Annotated in this window: 13 protein-coding genes and 2 pseudogenes; 13 read left to right on the forward strand and 2 right to left on the reverse strand. The window is 44.8% G+C overall.

The features are described from left to right. Positions 1-155: 155 nt before the first annotated feature. Positions 156-1,220, forward strand: coding sequence for a GntR family transcriptional regulator (locus tag NST40_RS06900; RefSeq protein WP_076219034.1), 1,065 nt, complete (start codon positions 156-158; stop codon positions 1,218-1,220). Between the two features lie 789 nt (positions 1,221-2,009). On the opposite strand, the gene NST40_RS06905 is transcribed toward NST40_RS06900, so the two are convergent. Next, a complete protein-coding gene (locus NST40_RS06905; RefSeq protein WP_081387465.1) occupies positions 2,010-5,168 on the reverse strand; it encodes an amidase family protein in 3,159 nt (1,052 codons plus the stop codon). A gap of 881 nt (positions 5,169-6,049) precedes the next feature. Here NST40_RS06905 and sigK point away from each other — a divergent pair. After that, positions 6,050-6,564 (forward strand): annotated as a pseudogene (gene sigK / locus NST40_RS06910) (RNA polymerase sporulation sigma factor SigK); the annotation flags it as partial. A gap of 413 nt (positions 6,565-6,977) precedes the next feature. On the opposite strand, the gene NST40_RS06915 reads toward sigK, so the two are convergent. Continuing rightward, complete coding sequence (locus NST40_RS06915) at positions 6,978-7,943, reverse strand: nitronate monooxygenase (RefSeq protein WP_076219033.1); 966 nt, start codon at positions 7,941-7,943, stop codon at positions 6,978-6,980. 247 nt (positions 7,944-8,190) lie between these two features. On the opposite strand from NST40_RS06915, the pseudogene NST40_RS06920 reads away from it, so the two are divergent. From NST40_RS06920 to NST40_RS06970, 11 genes and pseudogenes are all read left to right on the forward strand, one after another. Further along, positions 8,191-8,514: pseudogene (locus NST40_RS06920) on the forward strand (sigma factor); the annotation flags it as partial. Between the two features lie 498 nt (positions 8,515-9,012). After that, positions 9,013-9,171, forward strand: coding sequence for a hypothetical protein (locus NST40_RS06925; protein ID WP_248547758.1), 159 nt, complete (start codon positions 9,013-9,015; stop codon positions 9,169-9,171). Positions 9,172-9,427: 256 nt separating this feature from the next. Next, positions 9,428-10,042, forward strand: coding sequence for a Gfo/Idh/MocA family oxidoreductase (locus NST40_RS06930; protein WP_249267684.1), 615 nt, complete (start codon positions 9,428-9,430; stop codon positions 10,040-10,042). Positions 10,043-10,543: 501 nt separating this feature from the next. Beyond that, positions 10,544-11,176 (forward strand): carbohydrate-binding family 9-like protein, encoded by a 633-nt coding sequence (locus NST40_RS06935; RefSeq protein ID WP_076125364.1) that lies wholly within the window; start codon positions 10,544-10,546, stop codon positions 11,174-11,176. A 224-nt stretch (positions 11,177-11,400) separates the two neighbouring features. Next, a complete protein-coding gene (locus NST40_RS06940; RefSeq protein ID WP_342410538.1) occupies positions 11,401-12,279 on the forward strand; it encodes an ABC transporter ATP-binding protein in 879 nt (292 codons plus the stop codon). Continuing rightward, positions 12,276-14,735 (forward strand): hypothetical protein, encoded by a 2,460-nt coding sequence (locus tag NST40_RS06945; RefSeq protein ID WP_342410539.1) that lies wholly within the window; start codon positions 12,276-12,278, stop codon positions 14,733-14,735. The genes NST40_RS06940 and NST40_RS06945 overlap by 4 nt, the downstream gene beginning before the upstream one ends. Further along, on the forward strand, positions 14,732-15,424 hold the full coding sequence (locus NST40_RS06950; protein ID WP_076276595.1) for a hypothetical protein: 693 nt from the start codon (positions 14,732-14,734) through the stop codon (positions 15,422-15,424). Before NST40_RS06945 ends, NST40_RS06950 begins: the two co-directional genes overlap by 4 nt. A gap of 26 nt (positions 15,425-15,450) precedes the next feature. Then, positions 15,451-16,044 carry an RNA polymerase sigma factor gene (locus tag NST40_RS06955; RefSeq protein WP_076125358.1) on the forward strand — a complete coding sequence of 198 codons (594 nt, stop codon included), beginning with the start codon at positions 15,451-15,453 and terminating at the stop codon, positions 16,042-16,044. Further along, complete coding sequence (locus tag NST40_RS06960) at positions 16,019-16,996, forward strand: hypothetical protein (protein WP_342410540.1); 978 nt, start codon at positions 16,019-16,021, stop codon at positions 16,994-16,996. Before NST40_RS06955 ends, NST40_RS06960 begins: the two co-directional genes overlap by 26 nt. Positions 16,997-17,005: 9 nt before the next feature. Further along, on the forward strand, positions 17,006-17,659 hold the full coding sequence (locus tag NST40_RS06965; RefSeq protein ID WP_081387462.1) for an ATP-binding cassette domain-containing protein: 654 nt from the start codon (positions 17,006-17,008) through the stop codon (positions 17,657-17,659). Between the two features lie 259 nt (positions 17,660-17,918). Next, on the forward strand, positions 17,919-18,110 hold the full coding sequence (locus NST40_RS06970; protein ID WP_076218378.1) for a hypothetical protein: 192 nt from the start codon (positions 17,919-17,921) through the stop codon (positions 18,108-18,110). Positions 18,111-18,265: the final 155 nt, after the last annotated feature.

The following is an 18,265-nucleotide window of genomic DNA, read 5'->3' on the forward strand; positions in this document are numbered from 1 at the left end:
TGATTCTAACCTTTCAATGAAAAGACACCTTCGTAATAAATTTCCTAATTCTGTATTGTAAGCGCTTTATAAATTGCATTATAATATATACGTAATATATTTTATATAACCAATTGATTATAAAAATCATTAAATTTTAAGGGAGATGTACTTATTTGAAAAAGCTGGTGCTCTACAAGCAAATTCAAGAAGATATTGTACAGAAAATTAAATCTGGGCAGCTTCGGCCAACGGACCGCGTCCCTTCTGAACAAGAATTAATGGACGAATTCAAAGTAAGTAAAATAACCGTCAAAAACGCCTTAACCCAGCTAGCTGACGAAGGATTAATTATACGCGTACAAGGCAAAGGCACATTCGTCTCTTCTAGTCTTGATATTTCTAGCATTGATTCTCCATTATCTCCACACAGCGCGTCGTCCTTGCCGCTCATCGGCTTCATTATTCCGACGATGGTAACCCGTGTCATTCAGAAGCTCGTCGACTACACGGAACAATTCCTGTCTGAAGCTGGCCTCAGCATGGTACTAAGCATCACGCGAGAGTCCTCCTCTATCGAATCGAACGCCATTCGTACACTAACGGGGCTCGGTGTGAAGGGACTGATCGTTTTTCCAACAGAAGATGAGAAGTACAACGAATCACTACTGCGTCTGTCGCTCGATAAATTCCCATGTGTGTTCATCGACCGCTACCTGCGCAACATTGAGACATACACGATTACATCAGACAATTACGGCGGTGCGTATAAGGCTGTCTCTCATTTGCTATCCAAGGGTCATCATCAGATTGCGCTCATCTCACCTGAGAATGCCAATACAGCCATCGAGGATCGCACGCTCGGCTTCGAGAAGGCGTACACAGATCGAGGTATATCAATCGACAAGAGCTTGTGGTGTCACATCCCTCTCGACATTCTACGCGGTAAGCAAGCATTGGACTATGTAAGCGACTTCTTGCAGGGGCATAGTGGAATTTCGGCAGCTTTCTCCTTAACCGAAGAAACCGCACGCCTTACATCGGCCGCTATCAGCCGTCTCAACAATCACTCAAATATCGATTTGCTATCTTTCGATAATCCACATCTTTCATTCGTAGCTTATGTACAACAGGATGAACAGGAAATGGCACGTACAGCCGTAAAGCTGTTACTTGAACAAATAGAGAATATATATTCACCTAAGAATGCCGTCATTCCCGTGCAGCTCATCTTCCCCTAACTATTTCATTGGACTTTATCGACACTCTAGGAGCACCTTCAGTAGAAGTTGTCTTCTTTTGCGTTCCAGCGCATAGAGTATAACAATATATCATAAAGGTGCTAGCGGCCAAAACGGGAGATTCGCTCCACTTTGTTACGAAAACCGCTGATTCATACGGATGAAACCGATCTTCGGGTCGGGGAGTGAGTGTCAAGGAATCTCAGAGCATGATAATCATGAAGGAATATTCAAATGTCTCCAGGAACTCAATGAGGAAATAAATATGAAAATGTTTATATGAGCAAATAATTTTCTAGGCGCTGGATGGAGTAAGATCGAGTAGGGATGACATGCCGAGTGTACCGACTTGTACATCGACCGAGCCCCCACCATAGTAGATTGTAAGATATTCATACTGATTTGAGACCATATTTTATTCACGTTTTGTAGCCAACTATTTGTAGAATCTTTATAGTGATTATCGCCGCTGTAGCTTGCAGGAATAGTGTGATTACCAACCGTAAGATCTGACGCCTCATAGACCGCTAGTCCCCTAGCATACAGTCCCTAACTCTACTTTTCCGCCATAAAAAGTGATAGTCCCGCTAGGAACAAACGACTTACAGAGGGAACTTCTGCTATAAACGAGACCGTCTTTCTATAATCCGGAAAAAGTCTTTTCGTTCTACTTATGGTACGGTTCATCGCACTATCTGTAACGGCAAGTTATAAGGCCATCCCTTTCGGGATGGCCCTTCCTGTAAACGTGGTTACTCGAGTACTCTGTCATTTTTAATTGAATTTCTTTTAATTAGTAGTCTCTAGTAATCTGGAAACAATTGTTGCAAACTCTGCTCTAGTAATATCTTTTTCAGGCTTAAATGTACTGTCTGCGTATCCTGTAATAATATTATTGGATGCGAGTGCATCAATGGAATCATAATACCATGCATTTCTTGTAACATCTTTGAATGATGTGTTTCCAGTACCTGTTAGCTTAAAAGCTCGAGTGATTAGTGCCGCTAATTCACCACGACTAATCTTCTCATCTGGACGGAAGCTTCCGTCACTATATCCGTTCATCAAGCCTGATCTAGCAGCTGCACCAATAAACTTATTCGCCCAATGAGTTGGAGATACATCTATAAAGTTACTTTCTTGTCCTTCAAGTTTCATGTGCGTTGCAATTACCTTGATGGCTTCCGCACGAGTCAAACCTGAATTTGGACGGAATGTTCCATCGGAATACCCCGTCAATAATCCCTTAGCAATTAGTGCGTCAATGCTTGTTTTTGCCCAATGATTCATGGTATCTACAAAACTAACAACTTTTGGCTTATCTGCTGGTGTTATTGTTTCTGCAGGTGCCGGTGTTTCTATAGGCGTTGTTATTGCTGGAGGTGTCACCGTACCTCCTCCAGTATTTGGATGGGTTGGTCCATTATCTGTGTTTGGATCAGGATTAGTAGAGTTTGAAACGTATTGAAGTGCTGGAGCAAATGTTGTAAGTAGTCTAGCTTGACTTTGTTGCTCAAGAGCGTAGCTCATGCCTAAAACTTGTGCATCGTCCCATGCTCTACCAACCAGTTGCATAGAGATAGAATATCCGCTGTCATTCGTTCCTACAGGAACAACTACCGTAGGTAGACCCATAGTAGAGGTTAATACGCCTGTGTTACGGTCTGAACTTAATTGAGAAGCTGCTGCGTCATTGTTATATACGTCACTAATAAAACCTGCATAAACAACAGCATCAACGCCATTCGCGTCCATCCAGCTTTTAATAACATCTTTATAGTCAGTTCTATACTTAATGTAATCTTGTACAGCCTGTTCAGTCATACGAGTTGGGGTACTATATCCTCTTTGATTATAGATAAGCACTTTATCTGAAGCTAGTACACTTGCTCCATCAATATAAGGGAAGTCCTTATGCAACTCAATATAACGTGCCCAACCTTCAGTAGATCCATTAATACCTGAAGGACGACTAGGGCCTGATGGTACAGCTGACATTTCAACCATAGTCGCGCCCGCTGCTTGAAGCTCTGAGAACTTATCCATCACTGCCTGTCCAGTATCATCATCAGCATATGCAGATACAAAGGATGCAGGAATGTATCCAATTTTCTTTCCTTTCAATGCATTAACATCCAGAGATTCCTTCCAATCCACTGGACGCTTATGATCTGCATCAGCAGTGACTGTGAAAATATCCTGTGGGTCCGTACCCGTTGTAGCATTCAATATAATAGCTAGGTCAGTTACTGTTTTAGCAATGGGACCTGCATAATCTTGTCCCCAAGTGAGTGGCAGTACACCTGTAGTACTTGCCATACCGTCTGTACCCCGGAAGCTTTTTAAGCTAGCGCCTGTAGTTGGTGCATAGAGAGATACTCCTGTTTGCGATCCCATTGCTGCTGCTGCAAAATCAGCTGCAACAGATACTGCAGACCCGCCGCTTGAGCCAAAAGATGTTTTCGATGGATAGAGTGCATTCCATGTTTGCTGCCAGCCGCTTTCACTAAAGCTTCCGCTGTTAGCAAACTCAGAAGTATTTACTTTACCAATAATTACAGCTCCAGCTTCCCGCAGTTTTTTCACTTGGAATGCATCAGAATCAGGCTGCCAGCCTTCAAGAGCTTTACTGCCACCGGTAGTAGGCATATCCTTTGTATCATAAATATCTTTTATCGCAATTGGAATACCCAATAAATCACCTTTTACACCTTGTGCACGGGCATCGTCAGCAGCTTTTGCTTGGTTAAGCGCAGTTTCAGATACATGCAGGAATGCATGGAATCCCAATTGTCCCTCATCGTATACCTTGATTCTATCTAAATAGGCTTGAGTAATTTGTACAGAGGTAGTTTTGCCAGTAATCATATCCTGCTGCATTTCTGCAATGGATTTATTCTTAACATCATACGGCGATGAAGTTACTAATTCTTTAGGTGCAGGAGCATTTGGTATAACCAGATGATCTCCAGTATCAAGTCCCTCTATAGCAGATATATCCCAGTTGCTAATTGACCGAATTTGTGCGTTTGTTAATCCTGTTACATCCAGCAGACTATTAAGTCCATCTAGCATAGCAACCAGATTTTTCAACCCTTCTTCACCAGCTTCTCCAACTTGTACATAATTTACTAGGGATTTCGATTCGCCCGGCCCAATATTTAGTGAATTAATGAACCCATAGAAATTCGCTTCATTTCCATACTCAGCTAAGGGTATTGTGAAGGGATCCTGTTGCTGATTACCTAGACCGGTTAATCCATTATCAAACGGCTTTGGAGATCCCACTGCAACGCCTAGCGGCTTATTGTTTTTGGCGCTACTATCTACAACAATCCATGAATCATCTGTAGTTACCTTTAGATCGCCTGAATAGGTTGCCTTAACTACTGAAGCATTTGTTGTTGTACCATATCCTAAAGAGCCACCGAATGATACATCAACTTTTATTGCCACATCATTTTTATTAGTGAAAGTATCAAAGAATCTCGTTCGATTATGAATAGTATCCACATACACCTCACGTGTTACTGTTACATTTCCTAGATTTACAGATTGAGCCGAAGTAAACTTATTAACGCCGTCATATTTCAAGTCAAACCCACGCATCATTTGACCATTCATCAGCGGAGCTGAAGGCGAGGACACTTTAACAAAGATATTGCCGAAACCTTGTACTTGTGTAGCACCAACTGTACGTAAACTTCCTGTGTCTAAGCTAGGAGCAAAAACATCGTGAATCTCCCATACTGTGCCACTTTCTGAAGTAACTCTAGTTAAAGCGTCAGCTGTTTGGAACGGAATTACACTCGTAGCAATAACAGATAACACAATTGAAGTAGCTATAAATTGCTTTTTACTCCAATTTTTTTTTGCTGGTGAATATTCAGATCGGGTGGAACTAGAATGCTCTCTTTTAGTTTCACGTAGACGTTTGAACTTATTCATGTGCGTAATCTCCTTTTCCTGTATGTATTTTATTATTTAATGTTAGGAAATATAACACTAGTATTTGTTTCAGTCAATGAATATTATAAATTTAATATATTTTGAGTTTGTGAAAAGGAAAAAACGGCTCTTTTGATTATTATGTGTAATGTATATGTAAACTATTGTGTTAAATATATTACAATTTATGATAGTTTTTGGGGAATCCATTGGATATTGAGTATCATCATCCGGCTGCATCACCAAAAACCTTGAATTTCACTAGATCTTTATGTGAATTTGACGAAATCAAAAAGTAAAGGAACAGCTAAAAATTAACGGAGAATATTATGTTTTTCATTTCATGAAAGTGGAAGATTCTATATCGGAGCATGGCATAAAACAGAATCACTGATGATTCCAGATGTATAGCCGCAAGATCACTAATGGGCATCCTGAAAAGAGTAAAGTATCTGCTGGGAAAGAAGCCATAAGAATAGCCAGGTAGTGTATCTGGAATAAGTGGGATTTCATTGTGGAAACCACTTTAGCGGGTGGTAACGTTATAAGGTAGATGAGGATGCAAAGGAACAAGGCTTTGAAATTATTGTGTTTTATGTGGAACTAGCAGATGTTCGGCTAAATATTGAATGTATTGCTCTACGTGTGAAAAACGGTGGCTATCTTATTGAAACCGAGGATATTATTAGACTCAATTTAACAAGTGTAATACTCTGACATCTCACTTAGAGTTAATTGATCAAGTAAAGTGTTATTTAAATGGATTACCAGGATGTACACAAGAAATCAATCGGAAACTACAAATTAAATATAATGTGCAAAAGGAAACCAATTCGAATCAGAATCGATCGTAATTGGTTTATTTTTTGACATCACATCGTGCCCATAACCTCAAGAAATTCGATAACACTGGGGAGGACATGGAGGATCTGATCTCCATTGGCACCATCGGAATGATTAAAGCTATTGAGAGCTATCGTCCAAACAAAGGAACAAAGCTAGCCACATTTGCAGCACGTTGTATTGAAAACGAAATCCTGATGCACCTGTGTTCGCTCAAGAAAACACGTAAGACGTATCCCTGCACGATCCAATTGGGACGGACAAAGAAGGTAATGAAATTACACTTATCCATATCCTTGGCTCCGAAGCTGATGACGTCATTAAAGAAGTCGATCTGAAGATCGAGAAGAGTAAGATATATCGCAACCTAGATATTCTGGATGACCGGGAGAAAGAAGTTGTGGTGGGTAGGTTTGGGCTGGATACAGGTGGAGAAGAGAGGACACAGCGGGAGATTGCTAAGGAGTTGGGGATCTCGCGGAGTTATGTTTCGAGGATAGAGAAGAGGGCGCTCATGAAGCTTTATCATGAGTTTTATAAGGCTGAGCGGTAAACTCATAATCACAAGGTAGTATCCGTTAACCGGCATACATAGAATGCTTCAAGGACCATATTAGAATTATATTAGAGAAGATATAGTTCAGCGAATTTTTGTATTAAACCAACTCATAAAAATACATGAGAAAGGGAGAGGGAAAATTGTTAAGTGGTGCTCTGAAAAGTACATATATCCAGTCATCTTTTGCGATTATCCTGGGGATTGGGCATATTGCATTTTGGCTGTGAAGATATTTAGCTGTTGTTGCAATTAAAAAGAAAGGTACGGAAATCTTTAGTTAAATACAACACAAAAGCTTATTAAATATAACTAAATTTGAGTATCAAGCGAAATAAAAAAACCACTTATGCTCGGAAATCCCAAGCTTGCTTAAGTGGTTAATCGTGCTTTTGAATCTTATAACAACCTTAAGTTGTCGGGTTCAATGCCCCTTGATACTCATCCATTAAATTGTCGATAATCTGCTGTACGGACAAAATCTCTTTAATCTCATGAACTCTGGACCCAGCAAAAACCAATCCGTTCTTAACATCTCCTCTAAGGGAAGTGAGCAGGGATTCCATTGTACAGAAGCGATGTGAACAAACCTTTAGACAATTATAGCATTTGACTATCTTTAATTTGGCATCATCACTGATCCGGTCCGTAAAATCATTCCGAATCGCTCTACCTTCTAGACCCACAGTAGACTTGATTAGGACAGTATCTCCTTGCTGAGCATCTACATACTTTTGCTTGAAGGCTAAGGGAGCATCACACTCAAGGCTAGCCACAAAACGGGTACCCATTTGAACACCAGATGCGCCGATCCGAAGGGCTTTTGCGATATCATCCCCTGTTAGAATTCCACCCGCAGCAATAACAGGAATCGAAACGGCCTCTAAGACTTCAGGAAGGATATCAAACATGGATCTGTCTGTACCTAAATGGCCTCCAGCTTCGAACCCTTCCACAACGACTGCGGAGGCACCAAGTCTTTCGGAAATTCGGGCTAATTTGGCGGATGAAACAATAGTTACGACAGGAGTGCCATATTCTTTACCCCAAGCATAAATATCTCTAGAAATTCCGGCTCCGGAAATAATAAAGTCAACCTTTTCCTCCAAAGCAATCTTCATTTTTTCGGCAAAGTCCTTCACTGCGAATAGTACATTCACACCGATGTAGCCATTCCCTTTAGAGAGTTCTCTTGTTTTGCGAATATGCATTCTCAGCTCATCAGGAGTAATCCCTGTACCAGAGATGGTGCCGATCCCGCCTGCATTGGCTACAGCAGCGGCTAGTCCACTTAAGGATATGCCTACACCCATTCCACCTTGAATAACAGGAACTCTCGATTTAATATGTCCGAATTGGATTGTTGGAAGTTTCAATTACACACCTCTTTTGCAAGTTGTTGACATTATTAATACTCCTCTAGAGTAATAAGATATATCGTAACACAGCTAATTCTTTCCCGGATGTGACTGTAAACATGCTCAAACTATGTTAAATATCATGTCTTTCAACTGTTAAGTTGTTGATATCAAGTGAAAATTTAAGAAAACGAAGTGACTATTAAAAAAAGGACAATGAATAACAAAAAAAGAGCCATCCATCCGGTAAAACCTTCATACTTCTATCAACGCTTTTCTATCAAGAAAGTGGATTTTGACATCGTATCGTGTCCACAACCTCAAGAAATTCGATAACACTGGGGAAGACATGGAGGATCTGATCTCCATCGGCACCATCGGCCTGATAAAAGCTATTGAGAGCTATCGTCCAAACAAAGGAACCAAACTAGCCACATTTGCTGCTCGTTGTATTGAAAACGAAATCCTGTTGCACCTGCGTTCACTTAAGAAAACACGTAAAGACGTATCTCTGCACGGTCCGATTGGGACGGACAAAGAAGGTAATGAAATTACACTTATCGATATCCTTGGCTCTGAAGCTGTATCATGAGTTTTATAAGGCGAAGCGGTGAGGATAGTAGATAATAACTTAAGATTCACTATAGAGTGTTTTAAAAGCGACTTGCAAAAAGGGAGTTGCTTTTTTATGTGCGCCCAACATTGGCGATCTATAGGGTTGAAGTTCCGCATACATCGTACAAAAATGGCAGACCTTGCGGCAAGCGATAGAAGAAAGAACCTATGAACCGAGCCCCTCCCCTACATAGAATTAGAAGGAATAACGGAATCGTGCAAAAAGTAACTTTCTTTGCTAAATAAAATTATCCATCATTCTTATATAATAAAGGTGACAAGGTATCATAACAAGATGCAGGTTATTCTGTAGTAGTCCGGTATTGTACAAATGTAAGAGAAGTATATGCATGAAGAATGGTAAATCATCAATGCCCAAGAAGACTAGACGTTGTAAGGAGACTTCGGTTTCTCCCAACAAGGAGCTTGGATCAACATAAAATAACCTCTGCGAGTGAGAAGGATAGGATGGATGCATCATGAAAAGGTACGGGGCGGTCGTGATAGGCTGCGGTTATATGGGCTCTCTCCACTTGGACGCGATATCACGACAGGTGCGGGTCCGGTTGATCGGCGTGGCGGATTGGAACCGGGACAGGGCCTCCTTAGTGGCAAGCCAATACGGAGCTGAGTGTTGGAGCACGGATTACCGGGTCTTGATAGAGCGTGATGATGTGGATCTGGTCATTATCGCCACGTACCCGTCCTCCCATCTGGGGATCGCAAAAGATTGTCTCGCTGCAGGGAAGCATATCCTATGCGAGAAGCCGATGGCGGGCAATGCACGGGAAACACAGGAATTCATGAAGCTGGCCCGTGGAGCTAAAACCAAGGTGCTGATCGGTCACATCCTTCGCCATAACACTACGTACCAGGCGGTTATGAAGATGATCCGGGAGGGCGCCATCGGCTTCCCTTTGGTCATCCGGCTATCCCAATTGAAGCCCTCCAAAAATTGGGCTTCCCACTTATCCCTGCTCCGGGACGTCTCGCCGATCGTGGATTGCGGCGTCCATTATATCGATGTGATGCGTTGGGCTACAGGGGCGGACGTAGTAAGCGTCAATGGGATCGGGCAGCGTCTCTACGAAGAAGTCCCGCCGTATACTTACAATTACGGACTCATGACCCTCCGTCTGTCGGACGGCTCCATCGGCTACTTTGAGACAGGGTGGGGCAAGGGGCTTCCGACTGATAACCGGAAGGAATTTATCGGACCGGCAGGCCGGATTCGCATCATATACAAGAACGAACGACCGCGAGAGGATCAGCATCTGGGGAATCTGATCGAGGTCGAAGACTACCAGAAAGGAGCGGTCCGGCAGATCAATATGGACTTCTCCGTAAAGCCTACGGGTGCCCAGCTGGACTATTTCCTGTCCATGCTGGAGAACAACTTGCCCCCTATACCGGCAATGGAGGAAGCCTGCCGGGCGATGGAGATCGCTCTCTTAGCCGACCGGGCGATCCATGAAGGAATTACGTTACCTTGCGCGAAATAAGGGTTGACCAACATGGTGATGGTAACAGGGGATGAACCGGTGCATGGTGTACACCTGCTGAGGAATAAATTGTCCACACCCATGCAAAGTACGGCAGCCGACATCAGTCAGTCGAACTGAGGGATGTATACGGTGCCGTCGGGTACCACCCGCTGGATCATCAACGGATTGCAGGGCTAGTAAGCTCCGGAGCCATATTCCGGGAGGTTCCATTCGGCGAGGTGAAGGTAGATTTCGACGCCTATTTCGCCGCATTGCAGGAGAACGGATACGGGGGGATCTGACCATCGATCGGGAAGTGGGGGAAGCGCCCGAGGGGATATAGAGTGTGCAGTTCCATCATCCGCCAATACAGGTAACGGCAGACGGCCGTGCGAAATTTCGGGGATCGAGACTGCGTATTGGAAAACCGGTAAGTCGCGGGTCTAAATAATCAAGTTAATTAATAGGGTTGTTTTGCTGTGTTAGCCTAGTGGGATTTCCAACCGAAGGGAATGAACCATGGAAAGAAAATTAGAAACCTTAGTGATTTCCCGCCTGATAAATCAGACGGATGTTTCAGTTACAGAAGATTTCCAGATCATTAAACAGTATCAATGGCTTAAAGGATATAACCCGGTCGTTACAGCAAGATTAAATTACAGTCAGGAGGATCTGAAGCTTCAGTTTAAGGTTTACGAACAGAATCCAATACGAACATATAGAAACATGAATGATCCTGTGTATAAGGATAGCTGCATCGAGTTCTTTTTTCAGCCTTCTCCGGATTCGGACCAGCGCTATATGAATTTCGAATTTAATGCGAATGGCGCAATTCTCTTGCAGATAGGAGCGGATCGGTATGATCGCTTCCCAATCACTATCAATCCAGCACTTTTCCAAGTCCTATCCACCACGGATCAGATTAATGATAAAGGGGAAGCGTATTGGGAATTAAGCTTTTCGATCTCATGGGCATGGGTACAATCTTATTTTTCGGATTTTCGGGCAGTGCCGGGAAAAAGGATAAGAGGAAACTTTTACAAGTGCGGCGATGAAACGGTTTATCCGCACTTTGGAACATGGAGCAAAGTTCATTCGAACAAACCAGAATTTCATAGAAGCTGTGATTTTGGGATTCTGTACTTAGAGTAACTGCGAAATGCAGGTTAATGAATAACTTCCGAAGCCGCATATACGGGGTTGGAGGTTTTTTTGTCGTAGTAGACACATCGAACAAATGTCATATTGGCAGCGCAAGGATACTATTATTTTAAAAAATCACCTGTTTTTTAAACTTTTAGAAGGGAGTGTCGTTATACTGTTCGACAATCTACTCGTGCGCACGGTAGTTGGCCAAGTACGAATGGAGGCAGGTAATGATGCATGTAGTTATCCAGCAATTGTGCAAAAAATATGGCAGTAAACAAGTACTGAACGGAATTAACCTGACATTGGGTACGGGTATGTTCGGCTTACTCGGTCCCAATGGGGCGGGAAAATCAACATTGATGCAAATATTGGCAACAGTAATACCGAAAACATCAGGGGATGTACAAATTGGACATTGCAAGCTTGGGCGGGATGAACGTGAAATTCGTGGCTTGCTTGGCTACCTGCCACAAGAGTTTGGCGTATATCGCAAGTTGACAGGCGCAGAATATCTCGATTATGTCGCGTCCATGAAGGGCATTACAAATGGAAAAGTCCGGAGGAAAGCAGTAGCCGAAATGTTGCGCCGAGTCAATCTGGAGGAGAAGCGCCATGTGCGTATAGGCAAATATTCTGGCGGGATGCGGCAGCGCATCGGTATTGCCCAGGCGTTGCTAGGTGATCCGCAGTTCATTATTGTGGACGAGCCTACGGCAGGGCTTGATCCTGAAGAACGCATGCGATTTCGTGATATGCTGACTGAGCTGGGTAAAGATCGTACTGTGCTACTGTCTACACATGTCGTCGCCGATATTGATAATAACTGTAAGAGTATGGCGATTATGAGCGGAGGGCGCATCGTATTTCACGGTACGCAAGAACAATTGCTCCAGCGTGTGCAGGGACAAGTGTGGACGGTCCAAGTGGGTGATGAGAAGCTTGCAGAGCTCAAAGAAACTGCAGCCATCGTGACTGCAAAGCGTTCAGGAGCCGGCTATGAGGCGCGTGTTCTTGCCAGTTCTGTTCCATTACCTGGAGCAGTCCTGGCAAAGGCAGGGCTTGAGGACGGATATATCGCGGTCATGAGGGCGGGGAATAGCCAATGAGCCTGATTCGCTATTACAAAACCGAGTGCAAGCTGCTGCTGCGTGGCCCAGGCTTGTATCTGATGCTGGCAACCGTGGTCGGCATCCTGTATTTGATGTTTCAGACCACCAATGCCAAATTGGATCGTGCAGTATACGTGATGGACATTTCTGAGGTGTATTGCCTTGTAGCCCTCATTATTTTGCCTTTGTTAGCAACAGCGATCGCACGGCGGGATGAAGAATGGAAGACAGCAACCATGATGGCTACCTTTCCGTATCGAACATGGGAAATGGAGGCTGCACGCTTGCTTTGTGCTGTAACCCTTCCGTTAGCAGCTGCGCTCGTGCCGATGGGGGCTTATGTATGGTTGGTAGTAAATGATGGTATCTCATGGGGAATGCGTGAATGGTATACCTCTGCTGTATTGGCTTCCTTTGCGATCCCAATGTTATTTGCAACTGTAATTGCCTACTTAATAGGTATCCTTATCCGTAAGCGATACAGTTACTTGATCAGCTTCGTCCTGTTGCTTAGCTTGGCAATTATTTTACCGGAATTTTTTAAGACCGATCGCCCTTCTTTTTCATTACCCCCTCATACGCAGATTTGGTTCGATTATTCACTAGTTAAATATATTGGTAAGTCTTACTCACGTATGTGGGGATTTATATATGATTCGGCATTTTGGCTGCATCGCGGCATCGTTGCAGCTTTAGCAGCAGGAATGGTCATGACTGTTCTACTTGTAGTATGTAGACGCAGGCGGGAACGGGTCAAGGCATGGCTTGTCTATCCCACGATGCTGATTCTAGGTGCAGCATTGTTATGGGCAGGTAGTGCGATGTACGGATACCTGCAGGAACGGGCAGATATTGCGGATGCCAATGAACGTTTCTATCGCGAACGTCTTACTTCAGCCAATGATATCACGCAACAGCGTGAATTGGAGCAACTGCTCGTTGCTGGAATTGCAGCGGGTAAATATTCGGAGGCGGATATTGAGGAAATGTCTCGGATCACCCTTAACACAAACGGGAATACCAGCAATCCGCTCTCGGTATCGCATATTAAAGATCTGCTTGTCGGAATGAAGTTCCAGGATCTACACATTAACAGCTACAAGCTGAATTTGGAATTACTGCCGCGGCATGGGTTAGAAATACAGGCGACGATGCAAGCAAGCAATGGACAAGCGGCAACACTAGAGCGATTCCCAATCATGCTGCGACATATCTTTGATGTACAGGAACTGAAGGTGAACGGTGCTGCTGCTGCCTATGAGTGGGAAGAGGCTACAGATGTACTTTGGATCAAGCCTGCAACGGATGTTATGCCAGGGGAGCATATGGAGATCGAGATGACATATAGCGGTACCCTAAATGATTGGCGGCATTATTATTCCGTCGCTCCTAGCAGGGATAGATGGGAGCAGATCGCTGTTGTCGACGATAACAGGATTTTCCTGCCAGCTTTCTATGGCTGGTACCCTGTTATCGGCAATAGCCGGCTATCGGAATTGCTTACCGATCACTACGAATGGGGGCGTCACGCTACAGATATTCTGGACACACAACTGCCGCGCCCTATGGCGGGCTTTGAAGTTGCTATCACAGGGCCAAGTGGCTTGAAACTGTTCTCCAACGCCTCTGTCATTACTAGTAAGATGGCTGGAGAGAAGGGAGCGACCATCACGCGCCTGAAGCTGGAAGAAGCAAGCGGACTTACATTATTTGGGGGCGATCTGCAACTTGCAGAAGCGACGGCAGACGGCAAGACGTTTCGTCTGTTGGCATCTGGTCAATTGCCTGCCCGTTCTGTCGAAGAAGCAGCACAGTTCGCAGCCAGGCATTACGCCCAAGCGGCACATACTTTGAAAATGTTGGATGGAGAAGCTGCAACGAGCTTTCCCCAGACGGTTACTATGGCACTTGCCGATTATCCGTATTATAGTTTGAACATGGTGAGTATGAGCACTCTTGGCATGGTAGATGCATCAGTTGGAGGTCCGGAAGCTCGCGATATCCACTTTTTGTCTAAGGTGTCTGTGTCAAGTTATTTTGGGGCGGAAATTGATCGAGGGAAGAATGGGAATATCCAACTGAGAACGGGGCAGTACTGGCTTGATTACAGTGCCAAACGTAGAGAGATTAGAAATGCGAGAATGTTAAATTTAAACGCCCAATATACACTGAATAACTTTTTTCAGGCTTATAACGAGCTCGAGCTGGTCGGAGGGAAACTGCCAGATCGACTGTTCGAACCTGTTAGCAGCTATTTTTTGAACGGTACACCGAATCAGGTTTATGACCTTATGAACACCATATACAGCCAGTACGGTATTGAAAGTGTCTACGATGTCATCAAGCTTGTCTATGACAGTATTGGCACAGAGCAGCTAATCGAGGACAGTGATGAACAAATGGAAGCGCTTCTGCGAGGCTATTTGCAAAGGAAAACGGAGGGAGGACAATGAAGGTTGCCCTCATTCTTTTGTCCCGTGCAAAATATGCTTGGCGCATCCTATGGGGCGGCTACTTGCTAGCTATAGCTATTATTGCGGCGCTGATAGCAGCTGGTTGCCTCATGCTGCCAATGATGATGCCCTCTCCTGGTTTTTATCATGTCAAAGTGGCTTTTATATTTGTGCTGCCTTTACTTGCGATTGCCTTGAGTGCTGCCTTGTTCGTCGATGATTTCAGTGAGGGTACTTTTGCCCATCATTTCAGCTATCCATATTCACAATTACTCGTGTTCGCCGAGCGAGGAGCGGTCGCTGCGCTATTGCTAGTTATCTATGAAGCAGCGTTGCTCTGGGCAATTGACCGCTGGGCGATCGCTTTAAGTACGGCACAACTAGCTTACATAATTAAACATAGCCTCAGTGTGAATATGTTCCTTGGCGGTCTGGCGGCATTGGGCAGTCTGCTAGGGCGCAATATGGCTGTCGGGCTAGGAGTGGGGGCAACGGTGTGGCTGCTGGAGTATTTTATGTCCAGTATGCCGCTCAATCGTTACTATTTATTTCAAGCCATCTGGCCGGTGAGCCGGTTCACAGATAAATCGCATAACGCTATCGCATTATTTGCAGCAGCTGGAATACTGCTTTTCTGCTGTATGCTTCTATTGGGGAAAGGCAGAGGTTGGCTCGTGTGCAGGCAATAGTGCTGAGCGAGAAAGGAGAGAGTCAAGTGAACAGCAGGGCTGTTGTTACGGATGAGCAACTGCTCGAGCAATACAAGCAAGGGAATACAGCCGTGCTGGAGTTGTTCGTCTATCGGTATCATCAGACCATCTATGCGTATTTATACCGACTGACCAGCAAGCGTCAACTCGCAGAAGATTTGGTGCAAGAGTGTTTTGTCAGAGTATTCACGGCTTTGCAAGCTGGTCGGTTGCCTGAACGGTTTCGACCATGGATTTATCGAATTGCGACGAACCTGTGCCGTGATGTATGGAAGTCCGGAGCTTATCGTTATGAAGTAGCGGCTAAGGATACCGGAGTGTATGATGCGGCAGATGGCGGTAAGGATACGGTAGCGTCTTTTTTAGACAAGCAATATGAGCGTGAAGCAGTCATTGCTGCCCTTGGCGCTTTGCCTGAGGAGGAGCGGCAAATTGTTATTTTGCGTTTTTATGAGGAACTCAAGCTGGATGAAATAGCCGAGTTGCTGGAACTGCCGCTTGGAACGGTCAAGTCCAAGCTGTATCGGGCGTTCAGGCGACTGGCCCATACATTGCAGAAAGGGGAGGATCAGGATGAGTTACATATCCGGAGCCGGTAGCGCCGATAAGGCTAGTCGCGACAGTCAACTGCACAGGGAATTGCAAGAGCAGCGGCAACTAGAGGAAAAGGGTGAAGCAGCAGCGGATCGATGGGAGCATGACCAGATCGGAGCCGTATTCAGCCAACTGGATCGCTATACCGTCGATGGTCCCAGCGGCCAGCAGACGGAATCTCTGCTGGCGCTTGCCGCCACATATGCCACACAGCCTGAGTGGGCGGTTGCTGTACCCTCTTCCAGGCGAGTGGCAAGACATGACAGGCTTGGGCGGCAAGCAACTGTCGCTATATCTTTACCAGTAAGGCTTATGCAACGCATGGCAGCTCAGGTAAGGACGATGCATTGGCTGTTTTGGCTTACATCAGCGCTTATGATTGGCATAGGAGCAGTCGTTGAGGGGCTGGTAGCAAGTGAATGGTTCAGTAGCTCTGCCAAGCCGGATGTATTTTTATTTACGATTATGTTGCTTCCTGTAGCCAGTGTGGCCTATTCACTCCGATCCATGCATACGCCAATGAGTGAGCTTGAGGCGACCTTTCCTGTTACACCCGTACAGCTTATGGTAGCCAGAATAGGAACCATACTGCTATATGACCTCCTTCTAGCGCTGTTGTTTTATGGAATAATCGTTATGACGGGTACCAGCGGTGAATTCGGATCTAACACTACTTTACTGATCACAGATCTATTACTGCCGATCTGCCTGAGCGCTTTTGCAGCGCTGGCTGCAATGCTTCGTTTCGGGACATGGTCTGGTACCGCGGTTGTCCTCGCAGTGGGCGTCATCCAGTTTTCCGCTGGCGAGAGGCTTGGCGTATTTCAATTGTTCAGCGAATACGGGTCCGAACACTGGCTTGCAAGCAAGCTTGTTGCTGTTAGTCTGGCAATAGCGCTGGGTGTTATAACAAGTATTTTGCTGCGCCATCGGCATTATTACAAGCAATATGGATAGGAGGGAAGAGTGGTGCGAGGAGCTGAGCTAAAACTTACCGCGGTTGAACTTCTTGCAGATAATGGTCACCTGCTGCTAGGGGATGTGAATCTGGCTTTGCCGCCAGGCTGGTATGGTCTGGAGGGCGCCAATGGCAGTGGGAAAACAGCATTGCTCAAAGCGATAGCTGGTCTATACCAGCCTGTACGCGGCCTGATTACCTATCAGCTTCATGGCGTGACGTTGTCAGGGAATGCTTTCAAGTCTTATCTGGGCTACAAGCCACAGCAGACAGCGTACTATGATAATATGAACGTCGAGGCATACTTGCGTTATGTGGGTGAGATGAAGCTGATGCCACGGGCAACCATTGAGGAACGATCTCGTGAGCTATGTGAACGGCTCGGGCTTACTGCCGAGTGGAAAACGCCCATTCAGCGGTTGTCAGGCGGCAACAAGCAACGGCTTATGATTGCTCAGGCGATGCTTGCTGATCCATGGTTTCTGCTGCTGGATGAGCCCCTCTATGGCATGGATATCGAGATTCGTTTCCTGCTGCTAGACACGTTGTACGAAATGACACCTGGCACAGTCGCAATCTTTTCAGGCGCTTTGGAGGGCCTACAGGGAGGTTGGCTGGATGCTGTGATCAAACTTGAAAATGGTACAGCGGCGCTGAACTGATGCAGCGCCGTTTTCTATATTAAATCATCCTGCTGCGGCTGCGAAACTTGTCTGTCGGATAGCCGGACACTTGTTTGTACCATTTGCTGAAGGGATGGATAGAGTCGGCCTCTAGCTGGCTGGCAATGGAGACTCTTCTCCCTTTATCATTTGCAAAAATAAGGGGAGTTAATAATGAGAAGTGACAGATTCGCTTAAGAAAGTAAAAGGACAGGCGGACAACACTGTGGAGTGTCTAATAAGGTATGGAGGTATTTGGTTGCAGCTGTCTAATGTTAAGTATACACATGAGAAAGCAAAAGAAGGTTTATTAAAATCCGGTATGTTTGCGGGAAAAGTGCTACATGAAGAAGCGCTTTGGAGAATTATTACTAGAATAGAAAGACAAGAGACTTTATCTAGGTATTTAAATGAGATTGATATTGCCATTACAGAGGATCGTAGTAGGTAGTTACCCTTAGCTATGGAAGTAACGGATTCTTCCCTCCTCCATTTAAGGAAGGTCCAAGTATAAACCTTATGGTGTAACATCATAATGACTTAAAAACTTCAATAAATCGTTAAACAGCTGCACAATTTCGTTATTTTCATTAATGTAATAATCTG

Source organism: Paenibacillus sp. FSL R10-2778, from assembly GCF_038593035.1.
GTDB lineage: Bacteria > Bacillota > Bacilli > Paenibacillales > Paenibacillaceae > Paenibacillus_AQ > Paenibacillus_AQ odorifer.

Bases quoted from the DNA above. Each gene is read 5' to 3' on its own strand.
- NST40_RS06905 (WP_081387465.1), bottom strand. From the start codon at position 5,168: ATGAATAAGTTCAAACGTCTACGTGAAACTAAAAGAGAGCATTCTAGT.
- NST40_RS06925 (WP_248547758.1), top strand. From the start codon at position 9,013: ATGCATCATGAAAAGGTACGGGGCGGTCGTGATAGGCTGCGGTTATAT.
- NST40_RS06930 (WP_249267684.1), top strand. From the start codon at position 9,428: ATGATCCGGGAGGGCGCCATCGGCTTCCCTTTGGTCATCCGGCTATCC.
- NST40_RS06935 (WP_076125364.1), top strand. From the start codon at position 10,544: ATGGAAAGAAAATTAGAAACCTTAGTGATTTCCCGCCTGATAAATCAG.
- NST40_RS06940 (WP_342410538.1), top strand. From the start codon at position 11,401: ATGATGCATGTAGTTATCCAGCAATTGTGCAAAAAATATGGCAGTAAA.
- NST40_RS06945 (WP_342410539.1), top strand. From the start codon at position 12,276: ATGAGCCTGATTCGCTATTACAAAACCGAGTGCAAGCTGCTGCTGCGT.
- NST40_RS06950 (WP_076276595.1), top strand. From the start codon at position 14,732: ATGAAGGTTGCCCTCATTCTTTTGTCCCGTGCAAAATATGCTTGGCGC.
- NST40_RS06960 (WP_342410540.1), top strand. From the start codon at position 16,019: ATGAGTTACATATCCGGAGCCGGTAGCGCCGATAAGGCTAGTCGCGAC.